The organism is Buchnera aphidicola (Chaitoregma tattakana), assembly GCF_039370165.1.
Lineage (GTDB): Bacteria > Pseudomonadota > Gammaproteobacteria > Enterobacterales > Enterobacteriaceae > Buchnera_G > Buchnera_G aphidicola_F.
In genome coordinates, this window is sequence record NZ_CP134991.1 from 282,751 (window position 1) to 298,818 (window position 16,068).

Consider the following 16,068-nt stretch of genomic DNA (forward strand, 5'->3'; position numbering starts at 1 on the left):
ACTTCAAACGAAAAAAAATTAAAATATAGTTTTATAAAGAGAAATAAATGAAATTTATTGATGAAATTTTAATTTTAGTAAAATCTGGAAACGGAGGAAATGGATGTACTAGTTTTAGAAGAGAAAAATTTATACCCAAAGGAGGCCCTGATGGAGGTGATGGTGGGAACGGAGGTGATGTATGGATTATATCAGATATAAATTTAAATACATTATCAAAATATAATTTTAAAAAAGTTTTTAAAGCAAAAAATGGACTAAATGGAAGTAAAAAAAAATGCTCTGGAAAAAGAGGAAAAGACATATATATAAATGTTCCTCTAGGAACCAAAATAATAGATGCAGATAGAAATATAATTATATATGACATAACAAAAAAAGAACAAAAAGTACTTATTGCAAAAGGCGGGAAAAGAGGATTAGGAAATTACAAATTTAAATCTTCTACAAACAGAACACCTTTCAAACATACTAAAGGAAAAGAAGGAAAAAAAGTAAGAATTAAGTTAAAGTTAACTATATTAGCTGATGTGGGAACATTAGGATTACCAAATTCTGGAAAATCTACATTAGTTAAAAATATATCAAATTCTCGAACAAAGATTGGATCGTATCCTTTTACTACATTATATCCAAAATTAGGTGCAGTATTCATAAAGAAAAAAAAATTTATAATAGCTGACATACCTGGAATAATTATGGGTGCTTCAAAAGGGACAGGATTAGGAATACAATTTTTAAAACATATAGAAAGATGTAGAATATTACTTCATATAATAGACTTTTCTATAAAAAATATATCATCTATTATAAAAAATATAGAAATAATAAAGAAAGAAATAATAAAATACAATAAAAATATATTAAAAAAACCTATATGGATGATTTTTAATAAAATAGATAAAATAAATTACAAGAAAAAGATAGAACAAATAAAAACAAAATATCTAAGTGTAGAAAAAATTTTTTTTATATCTGCTAAAAACAAAATAGGTACTACAAAATTATGTAAAAATATTTTTAGTTTTCTCAAAAGATATAAAATTTAATTGTGTTAAACTTTAAAACCCGAGTATATAGAAGATTATACCGGGTTATAAATTTGTATTTTAAAATTTAACGCTTAGAAAATTGCGGTTTTTTTCTAGCTTTTCTAAGTCCACACTTTTTTCTTTCCACTTTTCTAGAATCTCTAGTAACAAATCCAACTTTTTTTAATTTAGGTTTAAAAGATCCGTCATATTGTATTAATGATTTTGTAATTCCCTGTCTTATAGCGCTAGCTTGACTAGATATGCCCCCTCCTTTTACAGTAATAAAAAAATCAAATTTATTATGTAAATCTAATAATATTACTGGTTGTAAAACAATGTCGCATAAAGTTTTTCTTGTAAAATATTTGCTTAATTTTTTTTTGTTTATTATAATTTTACCAACTCCAATTTTTAAAAATACTCTAGCAGAAGAAGTTTTTCTCCTACCTGTTCCATAATTTTTTGTGTTCATAATTTATTTAAAAATTCCTAATCAAATTTCTAATAATGTTGGTTTTTGGGCAGAATGTTTAAAAACATTTCCTGAATATATTTTTAATTTTTTAATAATTTTTCTACCTAGTGTATTTTTTGGTAACATACCTTTAATAGCTCTTTTTATAACAAATTCAGGCTGTATTAATAATAAACTTTTCAAATTAATAGCCTTTAACCCACCAACATATCCAGTATGTCTAAAATAAATTTTTTTGTTTATTTTATTTCCAGTAAACGAAATTTTTTCCGCATTGAATATAACTATATAATCTCCATTATCTACACTACTAACATAATTAGATTTATGTTTACCAATTAAATATTTAGATACACTAGACGCTAATCTTCCTAATATTTTGTTTTCAGCATTTACATAAAACCATCTTTTTTTATTTATAATATTTTTGACAAAAAAAGTTTTCATTTTAAAAAAAACACCTATATAATAATATTATTAATAAGAATTTTAAAAAGTTTCATATAATAAAAATATATTTTTTATATAAATTATAACATTATATTAAAAAAAAGAAATTATTTAAAAAAAATAAAACTTTACGTTTTTATAATTAAAAATTTTTACATTTTTATTTTTTTTTAACATTTAGTATTAAAATTCTAATTTAATTTTTATAATATACAAGAGAACATATTTTTATGAATTTAGAAACGGATCTTTTAAAACTTAGGAACAAAATTGATAAAATAGATAATACTATAATTAAAAAAATTTTTGAAAGAAATTGTATTTCTAAGAAAATTGCTCAAACTAAAATTTATTTAAAAAAAAATGTAAAAGATAATAATAGAGAAAAAAAAATATTATCAAAAATATGTAACGAATCTAAAAAATATAATATTTCCAAAAAATGTTTAAAAAAAATTTTTGAAATTATAATATATTATTCAATTAAAATACAAAAAAAAGTATTTTTACATGGAAATATAAAAAAAATATCACTTTTAGGTCCTAAAGGTACATATTCATATTACGTTACAAAAAAATATTGTGATAAAAATAATATATTACACAAGATTTTATCATATAAAACATTTGAGGATGCGGCTAAATCTGTAGAAAATAACATATCAGATATATCAATATTGCCGTTAGAAAACAGTAATACTGGAAAGATCAAAGACGTTTATAACATTTTATTAAATACTAAGTTATTTATTACAGAAGTAATATATTTACAAATAAATCATTGTCTATTATCTAACAATGAAAATATAGAAGTTAAACAAATAAAAAAAATATATACTCATATTCAACCTTTTTTACAATGTGAAAAGTTTATAAAAAAATTTTGTACATCTAATATTAAATTCACTAAAAGTACATCAAGTGCAATAAGAATTATATTAAAAAAACGAGAAAAACATGTAGCCGCTATAGCTAGCTCAAAAAATGTGAAACTATTTAATTTAAAAATTTTAAAAAAAAATATACAAAATAATAAAAAAAATTTTACTAAATTTATAATGTTGAAAAAAAATATTATTAAAAAAATAGACAAAAACAAAAAAATAGTATTAATAAGATTTAAGTATACTAGAGACATATTTCCCTCTGACATATTACTAATAATGCACAAAGAAAACATAAATATACAATCGTTAAAAAAATACAAAAATAAATCATATACATATTTTATGGAAATATTAAATAGTAAAATACTTAAACTTAACATAAAACAGATATTAAAAAAAATTTCTAAAATTTCTGAAAATGTTAGAATAATAGGAAACTATAACTTTTTTTTAAAAAAAAATTTTTAAATACACTAAATATATTTTAAGAGAAAAAAATGTTTAAAAGTTTAAGAGAAAAATTCAATACTATAATAGAAAAAATATATGGAGTAGGAAGAATAACTAAAAAAGATATAAATAGCACTATACGAGAAATTAGAACATCTTTTTTAGAAGCAGACGTAGCTATAGAGGTAACAAAAAAATTTATTTACAAAATAAAAAAAAAAGCAATAGGAAAAAAAATAAACAAAAGCTTTACTCCTGGACAAGAGTTAATAAATATAATACAAAAAGAAATGTTATTAGAATTTGGAGAAGATCCTAGCCTTATAAATATATCTTCGAAGAATCCATCTATAATATTAGTAGTAGGATTACAGGGAATGGGTAAAACTACTAGTACTGTAAAAATAGCAAACTTTATAAAGAAAAAAAATAAGAAGAGAGTGTGCGTATTTTCATTAGATATAAATAGACCGGCTGGAATAGAACAACTAAAACTTTTATCAAATATGTCTAACATAGATTTTTTAGATATAGAAAATAAGACAAATCATATTAAAATATTAGAAATAGGATTAAAAAAAGCTAAAAAAAAATTATATGAATGTATTCTAATAGATACTGCTGGCAGGTTGCATGTAAACAAACATATGATGGAAGATTTAAAAAATATACAGCGATTTTCCAACCCAATAGAAACATTATTAGTTTGCGACGCCATGATAGGACAAGATTCTATAAAAATAATAGAAAGCTTTAATAATAATATTAATTTAACAGGCATAGTTTTGACCAAAACAGATAGTGATGCTAGATGTGGAATTGCATTATCTGCTAAGAGCATAACAAAACAACCGATAAAATTTTTATGTTTTGGAGAACAAATTCACCAAATAGAAATATTTAAACCAAAAAAAATGGTTAATAGAATAATAGGAATGGATGACATAACATCATTTATAGAAAAAATAAATAATAAAATAAACAAAAAAAATCTGTCTTTATCAAGAAATTATTTAAGAAGAAAAAATAGATTTAATTTAAATAATTTTTTAAATCAAATTGATAAATTAGATAAAATTGGAGGAGTTGATAAAATTATAGAAAGAATACCAGAACAATATGTTTTAAAAAATCAAACAATTTCGAGCTTAAATAATTCATTGGTAAAAAATTTTAAAACAATTATACAATCTATGACACATAAAGAAAGAAATAATCCAAAAATAATAAAAGGATCAAGAAAAAAAAGAATAGCATTAGGATCAGGATGTACTATACAACAAGTTAATATATTGTTACAAAAATTTTACCATGTAAAAAAAATTATGAACAGGATGAAAAAAGACGGAACAAAAAGTTTTTTTAAAAACTTATTTAACAAAAAAATTTTTTAACAAAAATCTTAGGAAAAATTAACAAATGGTTAAAATACGATTATCTAGAAAAGGATCAAAAAAAAGACCGTTTTATCAGATTTTAGTATCTGATGTAAGGTCTCCACAAAATGGAAAATTTATAGAAAAAGTGGGATACTATGATCCAATTAAAAAAAATGCTACAAAAAATTTTTTCATATCAATAGAAAGAGTTAACTTTTGGGTTAGTAAAGGTGCTATTTTATCTAAAAGAGTAAAAAATATTATGAAAATAAAAAAATTATGTTAGTAGTAGGAATTATAAAAAAATCTTTTGGAATATTTGGATGGTTAAAACTAGTTTCGTTTACTGAAAAACAAAAAAATATGTTTAACTATTTACCATTATATATATGTATAAAAAAAGAATATAAAAAAATAGAAATAAAAAAGTGGAAAATTTATAAAAAAAATATTTTAGTAAAAATTAAAAATGTAGAAAATAGAACAGAGTCTGAAAAATTTGTTAAAAAAAAAATATTTGCAAACAAATCTTCTATTCCTATATTAACACAAAATGAATATTATTATAAAGATATAATAAAATGTAAAGTATATGATAATAAAAATAATTTTTTAGGAATAGTTTTAAAAATAATAGACGCAAAAACATCTAGCATATTGTTAATAAAATTAAATGATACATTGAAAAATCTTAACAAAGAAATATTAATACCATTTATAATAAATGAATATATAAAAGAAATAAACATAAAAAAGAAACAAATTATAGTAAAAAATTATATTTACTTTATCTAAATAATATGAAAACAAAAAATAACTTTATAATAAACATAATAACTATATTTCCAGAAATGTTTAAAATCATATTAAAATATGGAATAATAAAAAAATCTATCGAAAAAAAAATATTAAAAATAAAATGCTGGAATCCTAGAAAATTTATAAATGACAAAAGTAAAAATATAGACGACAAACCATATGGTGGCGGCCCTGGAATGATTATAAAACCGTATCCACTATATAATACAATAGAACACATAAAAAATTTATGTAAAAAAAATAGTATACAAACTATTTATATGTCTCCCCAAGGAAAAAAAATAAGTAAAAAAGTAATATTAAATATTTTACAACATAAACAAATAATATTAGTGTGTGGAAGATATAAAGGAATAGATGAAAGAATAATAATAAAAGAAATAGATCAAGAAATATCAATAGGAGACTATGTATTAACTGGTGGTGAAATACCAGCAATGGTTTTAATAGAATGTATTATAAGATTTGTACCTGGAATTTTAAAAAAAAAATGTTCTATAGAAGATTCATTTTTTAATGGTCTATTAGACCATCCTAACTATACTAAACCTAAAATATTTAAAGGTATACAAGTTCCAAAAGTGTTATTGTCAGGTAATCATAAAAATATAAAGATATGGAAATCTAAAGAATCTTTAAAAGCGACATTATTAAAAAGACCAGATATGTTAAAAAAAAAAATTAAATATAATAAAAAAGAGATTTTAAAAATCTTAGGACAAGAGTACAAAAACTAATTTTATATAACAATTAAAATGATATTTATGAAAAAAATTATAGAAAAAATAGAAAATAACAATATATTAAAAAATATACCGACATTTCAGTCTGGAGATACAATTAACGTAAAAAGTTGGATAATAGAAGGAGAAAAAAAAAGAATACAAAATTTTACAGGAATTGTTATAGCAACTAGAAATAGAGGATTTAGATCATCATTCACAGTAAGAAAAATTTCTAATGGAGAGGGTGTCGAAAGAGTTTTTAAAAAATATTCCCCTATAATAAAAGAAATAGAAATAAAAAAAATTTCAAAAGTTAGAAAATCCAAATTATATTATATGAGAAAATTGCATGGAAAATCTTATAAAATAAAAGAAAAACAAAATAAAAAAAAAGTACATTAGCAAATTTATTTTATAAGAATATTATATTTACCATCATGCAGTATTATAAAACTGCATGATACAAAAATATTAAACTGACCCGCCAACAGTTATATGTTCTATTTTAATAGTAGGTTGACCCACTCCTACATGAACTTCTTGATTTTCTTTCACACATACTCCTAGTCCATCATCTATTCTAAAGTCGTTGCCAACCATAGAAATATTTTTCATTACATTTAATGCAGACCCAATAAATGCAATGTCCTTAATAGGATATGTTATTTTACCGTTTTGTATTAAGTATGCTCTTGAAGAATTAAAAACAAAATTTCCTGAAACAATATCTACTTGTCCTCCTGAAAAATTTACAGCATATATTCCGTATTTAACACTATTTATAATATCCTTAGGATCAGTGGTGCCATTAAGCATATAAGTATTTGTCATTCTAGGATATGGTATAAATTTATAAGATTCTCTTCTAGCGTTTCCTGTAAGATCTGATTTCGTTAACATAGAATTATACATATCTTGCAAATATTTACACAAAATACCATCTTTTATTAAAATATTAAATCTTGTATTAACACCCTCATCATCTATGTTGGAAGTTCCTGCTCCATGTAAAAAAGTTCCATTATCTACTATTGTACATAAGTTAGAAGCTATTTTTTGTCCTATTTTGTTACTATATATTGAAATATTTTTTCTACTAAAGTCACCTTCTAATCCATGTCCTATAGCTTCATGTAATAAAATACCAGGCAATCCAGATCCTAATATTACTGGAAAAGAACCAGAAGGAGCACATTTTGCTTTTAGATTTATTAAAGACGATTTTACTGCTTTTCTAGACCATTTTTTTATAATATTATTTTCACATTTTATAATATCTGAAAATAAATTATTAACATTATTTAACTTTCCACCACAACTTCCTGTAGAAACAATACTGTTCTCTTCAGAGAAAACTATTATTTTAATACATATAAAAGGTCTAACATCAGTAGAAATATTTTTATTTGTAGATGTCACCAAAACTTGTTCATATTTTATAAACATAGAAATTATGACGTTAAACACTCTTTTATCAATATTTCTAGCTAATTTATTTATCATATGTAATATTTCTAATTTTTCTAAAAAATAGCATTTTTGTAAATAATTTTTATATATAAAATTATTATTTTGATTTTTGTTATAAATTATATCTATACAACTAACATTTTTTTTAACAACATGCATATTAACAATACTTTTTACTAAATATCTTAATTTTTTTAAAGATATACCGTTAGAATAAATGAAATTAACTTTTTTATCTAATATAGATCTTGCGCTAATCCCAGAATCTTCAAAATAAGATATTTTTTTAACTATATTTCTAGAAAATGTTATATACTCACAAGATATTACTTGAAAATATAAATCTGCATAATCTATATACAAAACATTTAAATTATTAACTTCATAATTCATATCTTCATAAGAAATATTATGTTTTAAAATTAAATTATAAAATACCGAATCTAATTGCATATGTAATTATACTCATAATGAATAATTAAAAAAATATATAATAAAACTTCTAAAAAAAAATGTTTATATACTAAATATAAAAATTATTTTGCATAATATATATTATAAAAATTTAAAATATATGTTAATTACATAAAACTATTATAATAATAATTTATAAAATACTCAAAAAAAACATAAAAAAATACAATGAACAAAAATACTATTTTGTTAATAAACGGACCAAATTTAAATTTATTGGGTGTAAGAGAAAAAAAAATATATGGAAATATAACTTTAGAATTGCTAATAAAAAAGTTAAAAAAAAAATCTAAAAAATTAAAAATAAATTTAAAAACTTTTCAATCTAATTCTGAATCTAAATTAATAGATAAAGTACAACAATCTAAAAATTTAGTAAATTATATTATAATTAATCCAGCTGCATATACACATACAAGCATAGCATTAAGAGATGCAATTTTATCAGTAAAAATTCCATTTATAGAAGTACATATTTCTAATATATATTCTAGAGAAAATTTTCGAGCAAATTCTTGGTTTTCAGATATTGCTATAGGAACAATATGTGGTCTAGGTATACAAGGATATTTTTTAGCAATAGATGCAATATATGAAAAAATGTTAAATAATAATATAAAATAATTTATAATAATTAATAAATTTTGCGCTTTTATAAAAAGAAAGCGCAAAATAAAAATAAGAAAAAAAAATTTAAAGTAATTCGCAAAATTTTAAAAATATTCACATAATAAACAAAAAATTTTATAAAAAGAACTATAAAAATGTATATTAAAATATAATTCTAAACATTAAACTATAAGCTATCTAAATCATACGTACATTTCTATATACAATCGCACATTCTATTAAAAACCTCTATGCAATTTATATATTAAATCAACCATATCTTTTGGAAGAGCTGAGTGAAATTCTTTTTTTTCATTAGTTTTAGGATGATTAAATTTTATGTTAACTGCGTGTAAAGCTTGTCTTGGAAATTTTTTTATGTAATCTAAACACTTTTTTTCTAACAAATGAATGTTTCTATTATCAAAATATTTTTTATCTCCAATCAAAGGATGATTAATATACAAAAAATGTACCCTGATTTGATGTGTTCTTCCTGTTTTTAATTTTATTTTAACATGTGTACAACCTGAAAATCTGTTTATAACTTTATAATAAGTAATAGCTTCTTTACCAGATACATGTACTGACATTTTAGTTTTAAAATAATTATGTCTTTTTATAGGTTTAGATATATATCCATCTGAAAATATATTACCAACTACAATAGCTTCATATTCTCTAACTATATTTCTTTTTTTCATAAAACTAATTAATTTTTTATAAGAAAACAAATTTTTTGCTACAATTAATAAACCAGTCGTATCTTTATCTAATCTATGTATTATGCCAGCTCTCGGAACATGTTTAGACTCCTTAATATGATATAATATTGCGTTTAGCAAAGTTCCTGATAAATGACCATTTCCAGGATGCATAACAATTCCAGCATATTTATCTATTATGACTATATCTTTATCTTGATATAAAACATTTAAAGGAATATTTTCAGGAGATATAGAAGTTTTTTTAACAAGACTATCTATAAATGTTATTTTTGCACAAATAATTTTTTTACTTGGTTTTTTACATACAATTCCATCAACAAAAACTTTTTTATCAAATATAAAACTTTTAATTTTCGATCTAGAATATTTAAAAATTTTTTTTTTTAAAAAAATATCTAGTCTAGTTTTTTTTTTTAAGTTTGCAAAAAATATGTTTTTACTTCCTAATGTATAATCCATAAAATTCTTATAATAATAGTAAAGTGTTTTTTTTAAAACTTTATATATAGTTAAAAATAAAAATTTAAACATACAAAATTTATATTATATAATTTGCACATAAGCACATCAAAATACAGATATTAACTGTTAAAAATGTTTCAATTACATAAAAATATGATATACAGTTAATAATCTTATTCTATTAACATAAAATATATACTAAAATTAAATTTAGAAAACCAGATTTTAATATTATATACACACTAAAATATGAAAACAACTGATGAAATAAAAACAATGTTTTTAAATTTTTTTAAAAAACATGGTCACAAAGTAGTTAAAGAAAGTTCTATAGTACCAAAAAAAGACAAAACATTATTATTTACAAATGCTGGCATGAATCAGTTTAAAGATTATTTTTTAGAAAAAAAAAAGAGCAAATATAATAAAATTGTTACTTTACAAAAATGTATTCGAACAGGAGGAAAAGAAGATGATATAAATAAAGTAGGGGTCACTAACCACCATCACACTTTTTTTGAAATGCTAGGTAATTTTAGCTTTGGAGGTTATTCAAAAAAACAAGCTATTTTATATGCTTGGACATTGTTAACAAGCAAAAAATACTTCGCTTTAAATAAGAATAAAATTATAGTAACAGTAAATTACGAAGACATAGAAACTTATGAAATATGGCTTAAAGTAATAAAATTAAACAAAAAAAACATAATAATAACTGAGAAAAACAGCTCCAAAAACTTCTGGCAAATGGGAGAAACAGGTCCATGTGGGCCATCTACAGAAATTTTTTATAAAAAATATATTAATAAAAAAAATAATTTTGATAAAGAAATTTTAGAAATATGGAATATAGTTTTTGTACAGTATAATAATACTGGTATAAAAAAATTAACTAAACTAAAAAACATTTATGTAGATACAGGAATGGGCTTAGAGAGAATCGCATCAATATTACAAAAAGTCAATTCTACTTATGAAATAGACATATTTAAAAAAATAAAAAAAAAAATAATTCAAATTAGCAATTCAAAAAAAAAATTTAAAAAATCTATTAACATAATATTAGACCACATAAGAACAGTATCTTTTATAATTTCAGAAAACATAACACCTGCTAACGAATATCATGGGTATATATTAAAGAAAATCATTAGAAGAATTATATTACATGGCAAAAAACTATGTATTAAAAATCCATTTTTACATATTCTTGTCCCAGAAGTTATAAAAATTTATAAATCATATAAAAAATTAAAAATTTATCAGAATAAAATAGTAAAAATATTACAAGAAGAAGAAGAAATGTTCAAAATTACTTTGAACAAAGGTATAAAATATTTAAAAAAAAAAATAAAAAATAAAAAAATAGATGCTGAAACAGTATTTTATTTGTATGATACTTTAGGATTACCTATAGATATTACAAAAAACATATGCAAAAAAAACAATATAAAAATAAATGAAGATAAACTTTTTAAAATAATAAATAAAAAAAAAATATATAATAAAAGTATAAATATTTTTAAAAAAAAATATAACAGCTATATTTCTCCAATAAAAAAAACTAAATTTTTTGGATACAAATTTAAAAAAATAACTAGTACAATACTATATATATATAAAAATAAAAAACAAGAAAACAAAATATTTTATCCAGATGAAGCAATTATTATATTAAAAGAAACAACATTTTACGGAGAATCCGCGGGGCAAATTGGAGATTCAGGTATAATATATAATAAACATGCTACTTTTTTAGTAGAAAATACTACAAAAATACATAATATGACGTTACATCAAGGAAAAGTAATAAAAGGAAGTTTTAAAAAAAAAGAAAAAATTATTTCTAAAATAGACTATAAAAAAAGACTATCTATACAAGCAAATCATACTTCCACACATCTACTACACAAAACATTAAAAATATATTTAGATAACAAAATAACACAACAGGGATCCAACATTAAAGAAAAATATTTTACATTCGATTTTTCATATATAAAAAAAATATCAAATAATGAAATTTATAAAATAGAAAAAAAAATAAATAAAGAGATACAAAAAAATCATACAATTAAAACTGAAACAATTGAAGCAAATGAGTATAATAAAATACATAAAAAAAAGTTATTAATAGAAAAAGGTTATAAAAATATAAGGATAGTTAAAATAGGAAATTTTTCTTCAGAGCTGTGTTCTGGAACACATGTAAAATCTACTGGTGAAATAGGAATATTTAAAATTTTTAAAATATACAAGATATCAAGTAAAAAATATAGAATAAGAGCTGCTACAAGAAATTTTGCTTTTAAAAAAATGTATAAAAATGAAAAAATTATAAAAAAAATATCTAAATTAATAAAAATAAAAAACACAAAAATATTAAGTTATATAAATCTAATATTAGCAAGAAATAAATCTTTGAATAATACAATAACTTTATTAAAAGAAAAATTATTAAACAAAAAAGTTAAAAAAATGTTTTCTAACGTAATAAAAATAAAAAAATACAATATAGTAATAGAGACATTTCATAATGAAGAAAGAAAATTGTTGATAAAATATATAGACAAATTAAGAAATGAAAAACAAGAAATAATAATAATACTCGCAAATATAAAAAAAAATAATATATCTATATTAATAGGAGTAACAAAAAAACTTTCTGAAAAAATAAATGCTACCAAAATATTATATCAAATTAATAAAGTGACAGAAGGTAGAGGAGGAGGAAAAAATACTTTAGCAGAAGGAGGTAGTTCAAAAATAAAGTTAACAGAAAAAATGTTAAAAAATATAAAAGAGTGGTTTCCGTATAAATAAAAAACATTATTTTAAATAATTATATAAAAATATAAACTATACAAAAAAATAGGAAAAAATTATGCTTATACTAACTCGAAGAATAGGAGAAACATTAGTAATAGGTGATGAAATTACAGTAACTGTGTTAGGTATTAAAGGTAATCAAGTTAGAGTTGGTATTAATGCACCAAAAAATATTTCTGTGCATCGAGAAGAAATTTATGCAAGAATACAATCTGAAAAAAAAATAGTTAAATAAATACTTCGTCTTGCTTATTACTTAGCAAGACGAAATTATAACATATATAAATATTATTTGACTTATATATCAAAAAAAGTACAATCAAATTTGTAATAAAAATTTATTTGGTGAGATGACCGAGAGGATTAAGGTGCTCCCCTGCTAAGGGAGAATACATTTATAAAATGTATCGAGGGTTCGAATCCCTCTCTCACCTAACAATTATAAAAAAATTATTAAAAAATATTATTTTAAACAAAATATAATTATATTAAATATTAAAGCATCCGTAGCTTATATGGATAGAGCACTCGGCTACGAACCGAGAGGTTGAAGGTTCGAATCCTTCCGGATGNNCAAAAAAAAAAAAAAAAAAAAAAAAAAAGAAAAAAATATTAAGGAGATAAAATTGATTAAAAAAAAAAATTTTAATATCAGTTGGATAAAGAAAAATTCAACTATTTTTAAAAAAATTTATAGAGGAATAGAACGAGAAACTTTAAGAGTGGATAAATTTGGTAACTTATCTAAAAAAAAACACCCTAAACTATTAGGATCATCTTTAACACACAAATGGATAACAACAGACTTTGCAGAAAATTTAATAGAATTTATCACTCCAAAAACGAAAAATATATATAATTTAAAAAATGTTTTAACAGACTTATACATATACACACTAAAAAGTTTAGATAAAGAAACATTATGGCCTTTAAGTATACCCCCTAATTATCCCAAAAACAAAAAAACTATAAAAATAGCAAAATATGGAAATTCATATATAGGCAAAAAAAAAGAACTTTATAGAAAAGGATTACAAAATAGATATGGGAGTTATAAAAACATAATTTCTGGAATTCATTATAATTTTTCTTTACCAGAGGAGTTTTGGACAAAAAGAAATGCAAATAAACAAAGTAATAAAAATATTATTTCTAATGGATATATGAGCATCATAAGAAATTATTATAGATTTGGATTTTTAATACCATATTTATTTGGATCTTCACCGTATATATCTAAAAAAAGTATAAATAAAGAAAATATAAAAAAAAATAAAAATTTCATTAAAAAAGATGATATATTATACTCTCAATGGTCTACCTCATTAAGAATGAGCAAATTTGGACACACAAACAATATACAAAATAAAGTTAATATACAATTTAACTCTTTAAGAGAATATATTAAAAAAGTCAAAAAAGCATTAAAAACAAAAGATAAAAAATTTTCAAAAATAAAAAATAAAAATGAACAAATAAATTGTAATATTATTCAACTAGAAAATGAAATATATACGCATATTAGACCTAAACAAAATGTTAAGGAAGGAGAAACACAAATAAAAGCATTAGCAAGAAGAGGAATAAAATATATAGAAATAAGATCTATAGATATAAATCCATTTTCTTCTGTAGGAATAAAAAAATATCAAATATTTTTTTTAGATATATTTTTAATATGGTGTGCATCAATAAAATCTAAATATATAAAAAAAAAAGAAATGAAAGAGATAAATAAAAATTGGGAAAATATTTGTGTACATGGGAAAAAACCTGAACAAAAAATATATGTACAAAACAAAAAAAAAACATTTATAAAATTTGTTATGAAAATAATGAAACAACTACAACAAATTGCAAAAATTTTAGATTCAAATACACATTTTAAAGAATATGAAAAATCTTATGAAAAAATTAAAAAAATTTTACAAAACAAAAAATTAACTTATTCTTCTAGAATATTAGAAATTATAAAAAAATATGGTATGAAAAACACTGGCTTAAAATTGTCTAAAAAATATTTTAAAAATAATTTTAAAAAAAAGTTTAAAATAATTCACAAAATAGACTTTTTAAAAGAAATGTTAATATCTATAAAAAAAATAAGAATAATAGAAAAATATAATAAAAAAATATAAAACGAAAATATTATATTAAAATGTTTTTTTATTTAAAAACAGTAAGCTTTAACTTTTAATAATTTCTATACTATGTTCATTAGCAATTAAAGCAATATCTGCTTTTCTAACAGAAAATATTCCTACAGTTACTACCCCAGGTATACTATTTATTTTTCTTTCTAATTTAATAGGATCATTTATAATAATATTATAAACATCTATTATAATATTGTTATAATCAGTTAAGAAGTTTTTTCTTAACACAGGATAACCTCCTAATTCTATTATTTTTTTTTTAACAAAAGAATAAGCAATAGAAATTATTTCTATAGGAATTGGTTTACTAATACCAAGTAATTTAACCTTTTTAGTAAAATCAGCTATACAAATAAAAGTTTTTGACATACCAGCTAAAATTTTCTCTCCTGTCAACGCTCCCCCTCCACCTTTTATCATATGCATCTCACTATTTATTTCATCGGCTCCGTCTATGTAAACTTCTAATCTATCTATATCTCTAGCGTTAAATGTTTTAATATTATATTTTTTAAGATAAAAACTAGAAATATTAGAACTAGATACTACTCCTCTTATAATATGAGTATTTTTTTTTAATTCTTTAATAAAAGTTAACACTGTGCTTCCAGTTCCTATTCCTATTACTGAATCATAAGTAATATATTTTAATGCAGCTATAGATGACATTTTTTTCATTTTTTTTATATTCATAATAATAATATTAATATATAATATTCTCCAAAATATAAAAAATATAACCTAAAATAAAAAAATATATTTTTTAACATAAATAAAATAAAACTGGGACACCTGGATTCGAACCAGGGATGCCGGTATCAAAAACCGATGCCTTAACCACTTGGCTATGTCCCAACAAAATAAAATTTTCTTTCTATTATTATATAAAAAAAAATACGGAGAGCGAGATTTGAACTCGCATGCTTAACAAGCGTCAGAACCTAAATCTGATGCGTATACCTATTCCGCCATCTCCGCAAAATTAAAAAATATACTAAACTTTTATATACTTTTTATATAAACATAAAAAATTTAGCTATGATGGGAATTGAACCCATGACCTCAGCGTTATGAGTGCTGTGCTCTAACCATCTGAGCTACATAGCTATATTAATATAAAA

The 16,068-nt window shown here is 21.3% G+C and carries 16 protein-coding genes and 5 tRNA genes; 13 read left to right on the forward strand and 8 right to left on the reverse strand.

All coding sequences use genetic code 11. From position 1 onward, the window contains the following. Positions 1–47: 47 nt before the first annotated feature. Positions 48–1,049 carry an Obg family GTPase CgtA gene (cgtA, locus tag RJI84_RS01305; RefSeq protein ID WP_343188962.1) on the forward strand — a complete coding sequence of 334 codons (1,002 nt, stop codon included), beginning with the start codon at positions 48–50 and terminating at the stop codon, positions 1,047–1,049. Between the two features lie 67 nt (positions 1,050–1,116). Here cgtA and rpsI read toward each other — a convergent pair whose 3' ends face one another. Together rpsI and rplM are read right to left on the reverse strand one after the other, a co-directional pair. Then, on the reverse strand, positions 1,117–1,509 hold the full coding sequence (gene rpsI / locus RJI84_RS01310; RefSeq protein WP_343189266.1) for a 30S ribosomal protein S9: 393 nt from the start codon (positions 1,507–1,509) through the stop codon (positions 1,117–1,119). A gap of 18 nt (positions 1,510–1,527) precedes the next feature. After that, positions 1,528–1,956, reverse strand: a complete 429-nt coding sequence (gene rplM / locus RJI84_RS01315; protein ID WP_343188963.1) for a 50S ribosomal protein L13 — start codon at positions 1,954–1,956, stop codon at positions 1,528–1,530. A 233-nt stretch (positions 1,957–2,189) separates the two neighbouring features. Here rplM and RJI84_RS01320 point away from each other — a divergent pair, with 233 nt between their 5' ends. Genes RJI84_RS01320 through rplS form a run of 6 tightly spaced genes read left to right on the forward strand, consistent with a single transcriptional unit; the run spans position 2,190 to position 6,621 of the window. Further along, the gene (locus RJI84_RS01320; protein WP_343188964.1) at positions 2,190–3,314 is read left to right on the forward strand and encodes a prephenate dehydratase domain-containing protein; all 1,125 of its coding nucleotides are present in this window, start codon (positions 2,190–2,192) and stop codon (positions 3,312–3,314) included. A gap of 29 nt (positions 3,315–3,343) precedes the next feature. Continuing rightward, a complete protein-coding gene (locus RJI84_RS01325; RefSeq protein WP_343188965.1) occupies positions 3,344–4,690 on the forward strand; it encodes a signal recognition particle receptor subunit alpha in 1,347 nt (448 codons plus the stop codon). Positions 4,691–4,715: 25 nt separating this feature from the next. Continuing rightward, complete coding sequence (rpsP, locus tag RJI84_RS01330; protein WP_343188966.1) at positions 4,716–4,961, forward strand: 30S ribosomal protein S16; 246 nt, start codon at positions 4,716–4,718, stop codon at positions 4,959–4,961. Further along, the gene (rimM, locus tag RJI84_RS01335) at positions 4,955–5,470 is read left to right on the forward strand and encodes a ribosome maturation factor RimM (RefSeq protein ID WP_343188967.1); all 516 of its coding nucleotides are present in this window, start codon (positions 4,955–4,957) and stop codon (positions 5,468–5,470) included. Before rpsP ends, rimM begins: the two co-directional genes overlap by 7 nt. Before the next feature lie 5 nt (positions 5,471–5,475). Continuing rightward, positions 5,476–6,231 (forward strand): tRNA (guanosine(37)-N1)-methyltransferase TrmD, encoded by a 756-nt coding sequence (trmD, locus tag RJI84_RS01340; protein WP_343188968.1) that lies wholly within the window; start codon positions 5,476–5,478, stop codon positions 6,229–6,231. Positions 6,232–6,258: 27 nt separating this feature from the next. Beyond that, entirely contained in the window at positions 6,259–6,621 is a 363-nt protein-coding gene (gene rplS, locus RJI84_RS01345; RefSeq protein WP_343188969.1) for a 50S ribosomal protein L19, read from the forward strand. A 69-nt stretch (positions 6,622–6,690) separates the two neighbouring features. On the opposite strand, the gene RJI84_RS01350 is transcribed toward rplS, so the two are convergent. Continuing rightward, a complete protein-coding gene (locus tag RJI84_RS01350) occupies positions 6,691–8,142 on the reverse strand; it encodes a metallopeptidase TldD-related protein (protein ID WP_343188970.1) in 1,452 nt (483 codons plus the stop codon). A 189-nt stretch (positions 8,143–8,331) separates the two neighbouring features. Here RJI84_RS01350 and aroQ point away from each other — a divergent pair, with 189 nt between their 5' ends. Next, a complete protein-coding gene (aroQ, locus tag RJI84_RS01355) occupies positions 8,332–8,787 on the forward strand; it encodes a type II 3-dehydroquinate dehydratase (protein ID WP_343188971.1) in 456 nt (151 codons plus the stop codon). Between the two features lie 224 nt (positions 8,788–9,011). On the opposite strand, the gene RJI84_RS01360 is transcribed toward aroQ, so the two are convergent. Further along, positions 9,012–9,959, reverse strand: a complete 948-nt coding sequence (locus RJI84_RS01360) for an RluA family pseudouridine synthase (protein WP_343188972.1) — start codon at positions 9,957–9,959, stop codon at positions 9,012–9,014. Positions 9,960–10,211: 252 nt separating this feature from the next. Between RJI84_RS01360 and alaS the strand changes: the two genes are divergently transcribed. From alaS to gshA, 5 genes are all read left to right on the forward strand, one after another. Further along, positions 10,212–12,785: an alanine--tRNA ligase gene (gene alaS / locus RJI84_RS01365; protein ID WP_343188973.1), complete on the forward strand. Its 2,574-nt coding sequence runs from the start codon at positions 10,212–10,214 to the stop codon at positions 12,783–12,785. Positions 12,786–12,846: 61 nt separating this feature from the next. Further along, entirely contained in the window at positions 12,847–13,026 is a 180-nt protein-coding gene (csrA, locus tag RJI84_RS01370; RefSeq protein WP_343188974.1) for a carbon storage regulator CsrA, read from the forward strand. 109 nt (positions 13,027–13,135) lie between these two features. After that, a tRNA-Ser gene (locus tag RJI84_RS01375) sits at positions 13,136–13,225 on the forward strand. A 66-nt stretch (positions 13,226–13,291) separates the two neighbouring features. After that, positions 13,292–13,363, forward strand: a tRNA-Arg gene (locus tag RJI84_RS01380). A 54-nt stretch (positions 13,364–13,417) separates the two neighbouring features. After that, positions 13,418–14,929, forward strand: a complete 1,512-nt coding sequence (gene gshA, locus RJI84_RS01385; RefSeq protein ID WP_343188975.1) for a glutamate--cysteine ligase — start codon at positions 13,418–13,420, stop codon at positions 14,927–14,929. A 48-nt stretch (positions 14,930–14,977) separates the two neighbouring features. Here gshA and rpiA read toward each other — a convergent pair whose 3' ends face one another. The 4 genes from rpiA to RJI84_RS01405 all read right to left on the reverse strand — a co-directional run bounded on the left by rpiA (position 14,978) and on the right by RJI84_RS01405 (position 16,054). Beyond that, positions 14,978–15,640 carry a ribose-5-phosphate isomerase RpiA gene (gene rpiA / locus RJI84_RS01390; RefSeq protein ID WP_343188976.1) on the reverse strand — a complete coding sequence of 221 codons (663 nt, stop codon included), beginning with the start codon at positions 15,638–15,640 and terminating at the stop codon, positions 14,978–14,980. 90 nt (positions 15,641–15,730) lie between these two features. After that, positions 15,731–15,802, reverse strand: a tRNA-Gln gene (locus RJI84_RS01395). A 40-nt stretch (positions 15,803–15,842) separates the two neighbouring features. Beyond that, positions 15,843–15,925 (reverse strand) — tRNA-Leu (locus RJI84_RS01400). A gap of 55 nt (positions 15,926–15,980) precedes the next feature. Then, positions 15,981–16,054 (reverse strand) — tRNA-Met (locus tag RJI84_RS01405). Between the last annotated feature and the right edge of the window lie 14 nt (positions 16,055–16,068).

Coding starts and splice junctions, on each gene's coding strand:
- rplM (WP_343188963.1), bottom strand. CDS start 1,956: ATGAAAACTTTTTTTGTCAAAAATATTATAAATAAAAAAAGATGGTTT.
- rpsP (WP_343188966.1), top strand. CDS start 4,716: ATGGTTAAAATACGATTATCTAGAAAAGGATCAAAAAAAAGACCGTTT.
- aroQ (WP_343188971.1), top strand. CDS start 8,332: ATGAACAAAAATACTATTTTGTTAATAAACGGACCAAATTTAAATTTA.
- alaS (WP_343188973.1), top strand. CDS start 10,212: ATGAAAACAACTGATGAAATAAAAACAATGTTTTTAAATTTTTTTAAA.
- trmD (WP_343188968.1), top strand. CDS start 5,476: ATGAAAACAAAAAATAACTTTATAATAAACATAATAACTATATTTCCA.
- RJI84_RS01360 (WP_343188972.1), bottom strand. CDS start 9,959: ATGGATTATACATTAGGAAGTAAAAACATATTTTTTGCAAACTTAAAA.
- RJI84_RS01325 (WP_343188965.1), top strand. CDS start 3,344: ATGTTTAAAAGTTTAAGAGAAAAATTCAATACTATAATAGAAAAAATA.
- rpiA (WP_343188976.1), bottom strand. CDS start 15,640: ATGAATATAAAAAAAATGAAAAAAATGTCATCTATAGCTGCATTAAAA.
- csrA (WP_343188974.1), top strand. CDS start 12,847: ATGCTTATACTAACTCGAAGAATAGGAGAAACATTAGTAATAGGTGAT.
- cgtA (WP_343188962.1), top strand. CDS start 48: ATGAAATTTATTGATGAAATTTTAATTTTAGTAAAATCTGGAAACGGA.
- RJI84_RS01350 (WP_343188970.1), bottom strand. CDS start 8,142: ATGCAATTAGATTCGGTATTTTATAATTTAATTTTAAAACATAATATT.
- rplS (WP_343188969.1), top strand. CDS start 6,259: ATGAAAAAAATTATAGAAAAAATAGAAAATAACAATATATTAAAAAAT.
- rimM (WP_343188967.1), top strand. CDS start 4,955: ATGTTAGTAGTAGGAATTATAAAAAAATCTTTTGGAATATTTGGATGG.
- RJI84_RS01320 (WP_343188964.1), top strand. CDS start 2,190: ATGAATTTAGAAACGGATCTTTTAAAACTTAGGAACAAAATTGATAAA.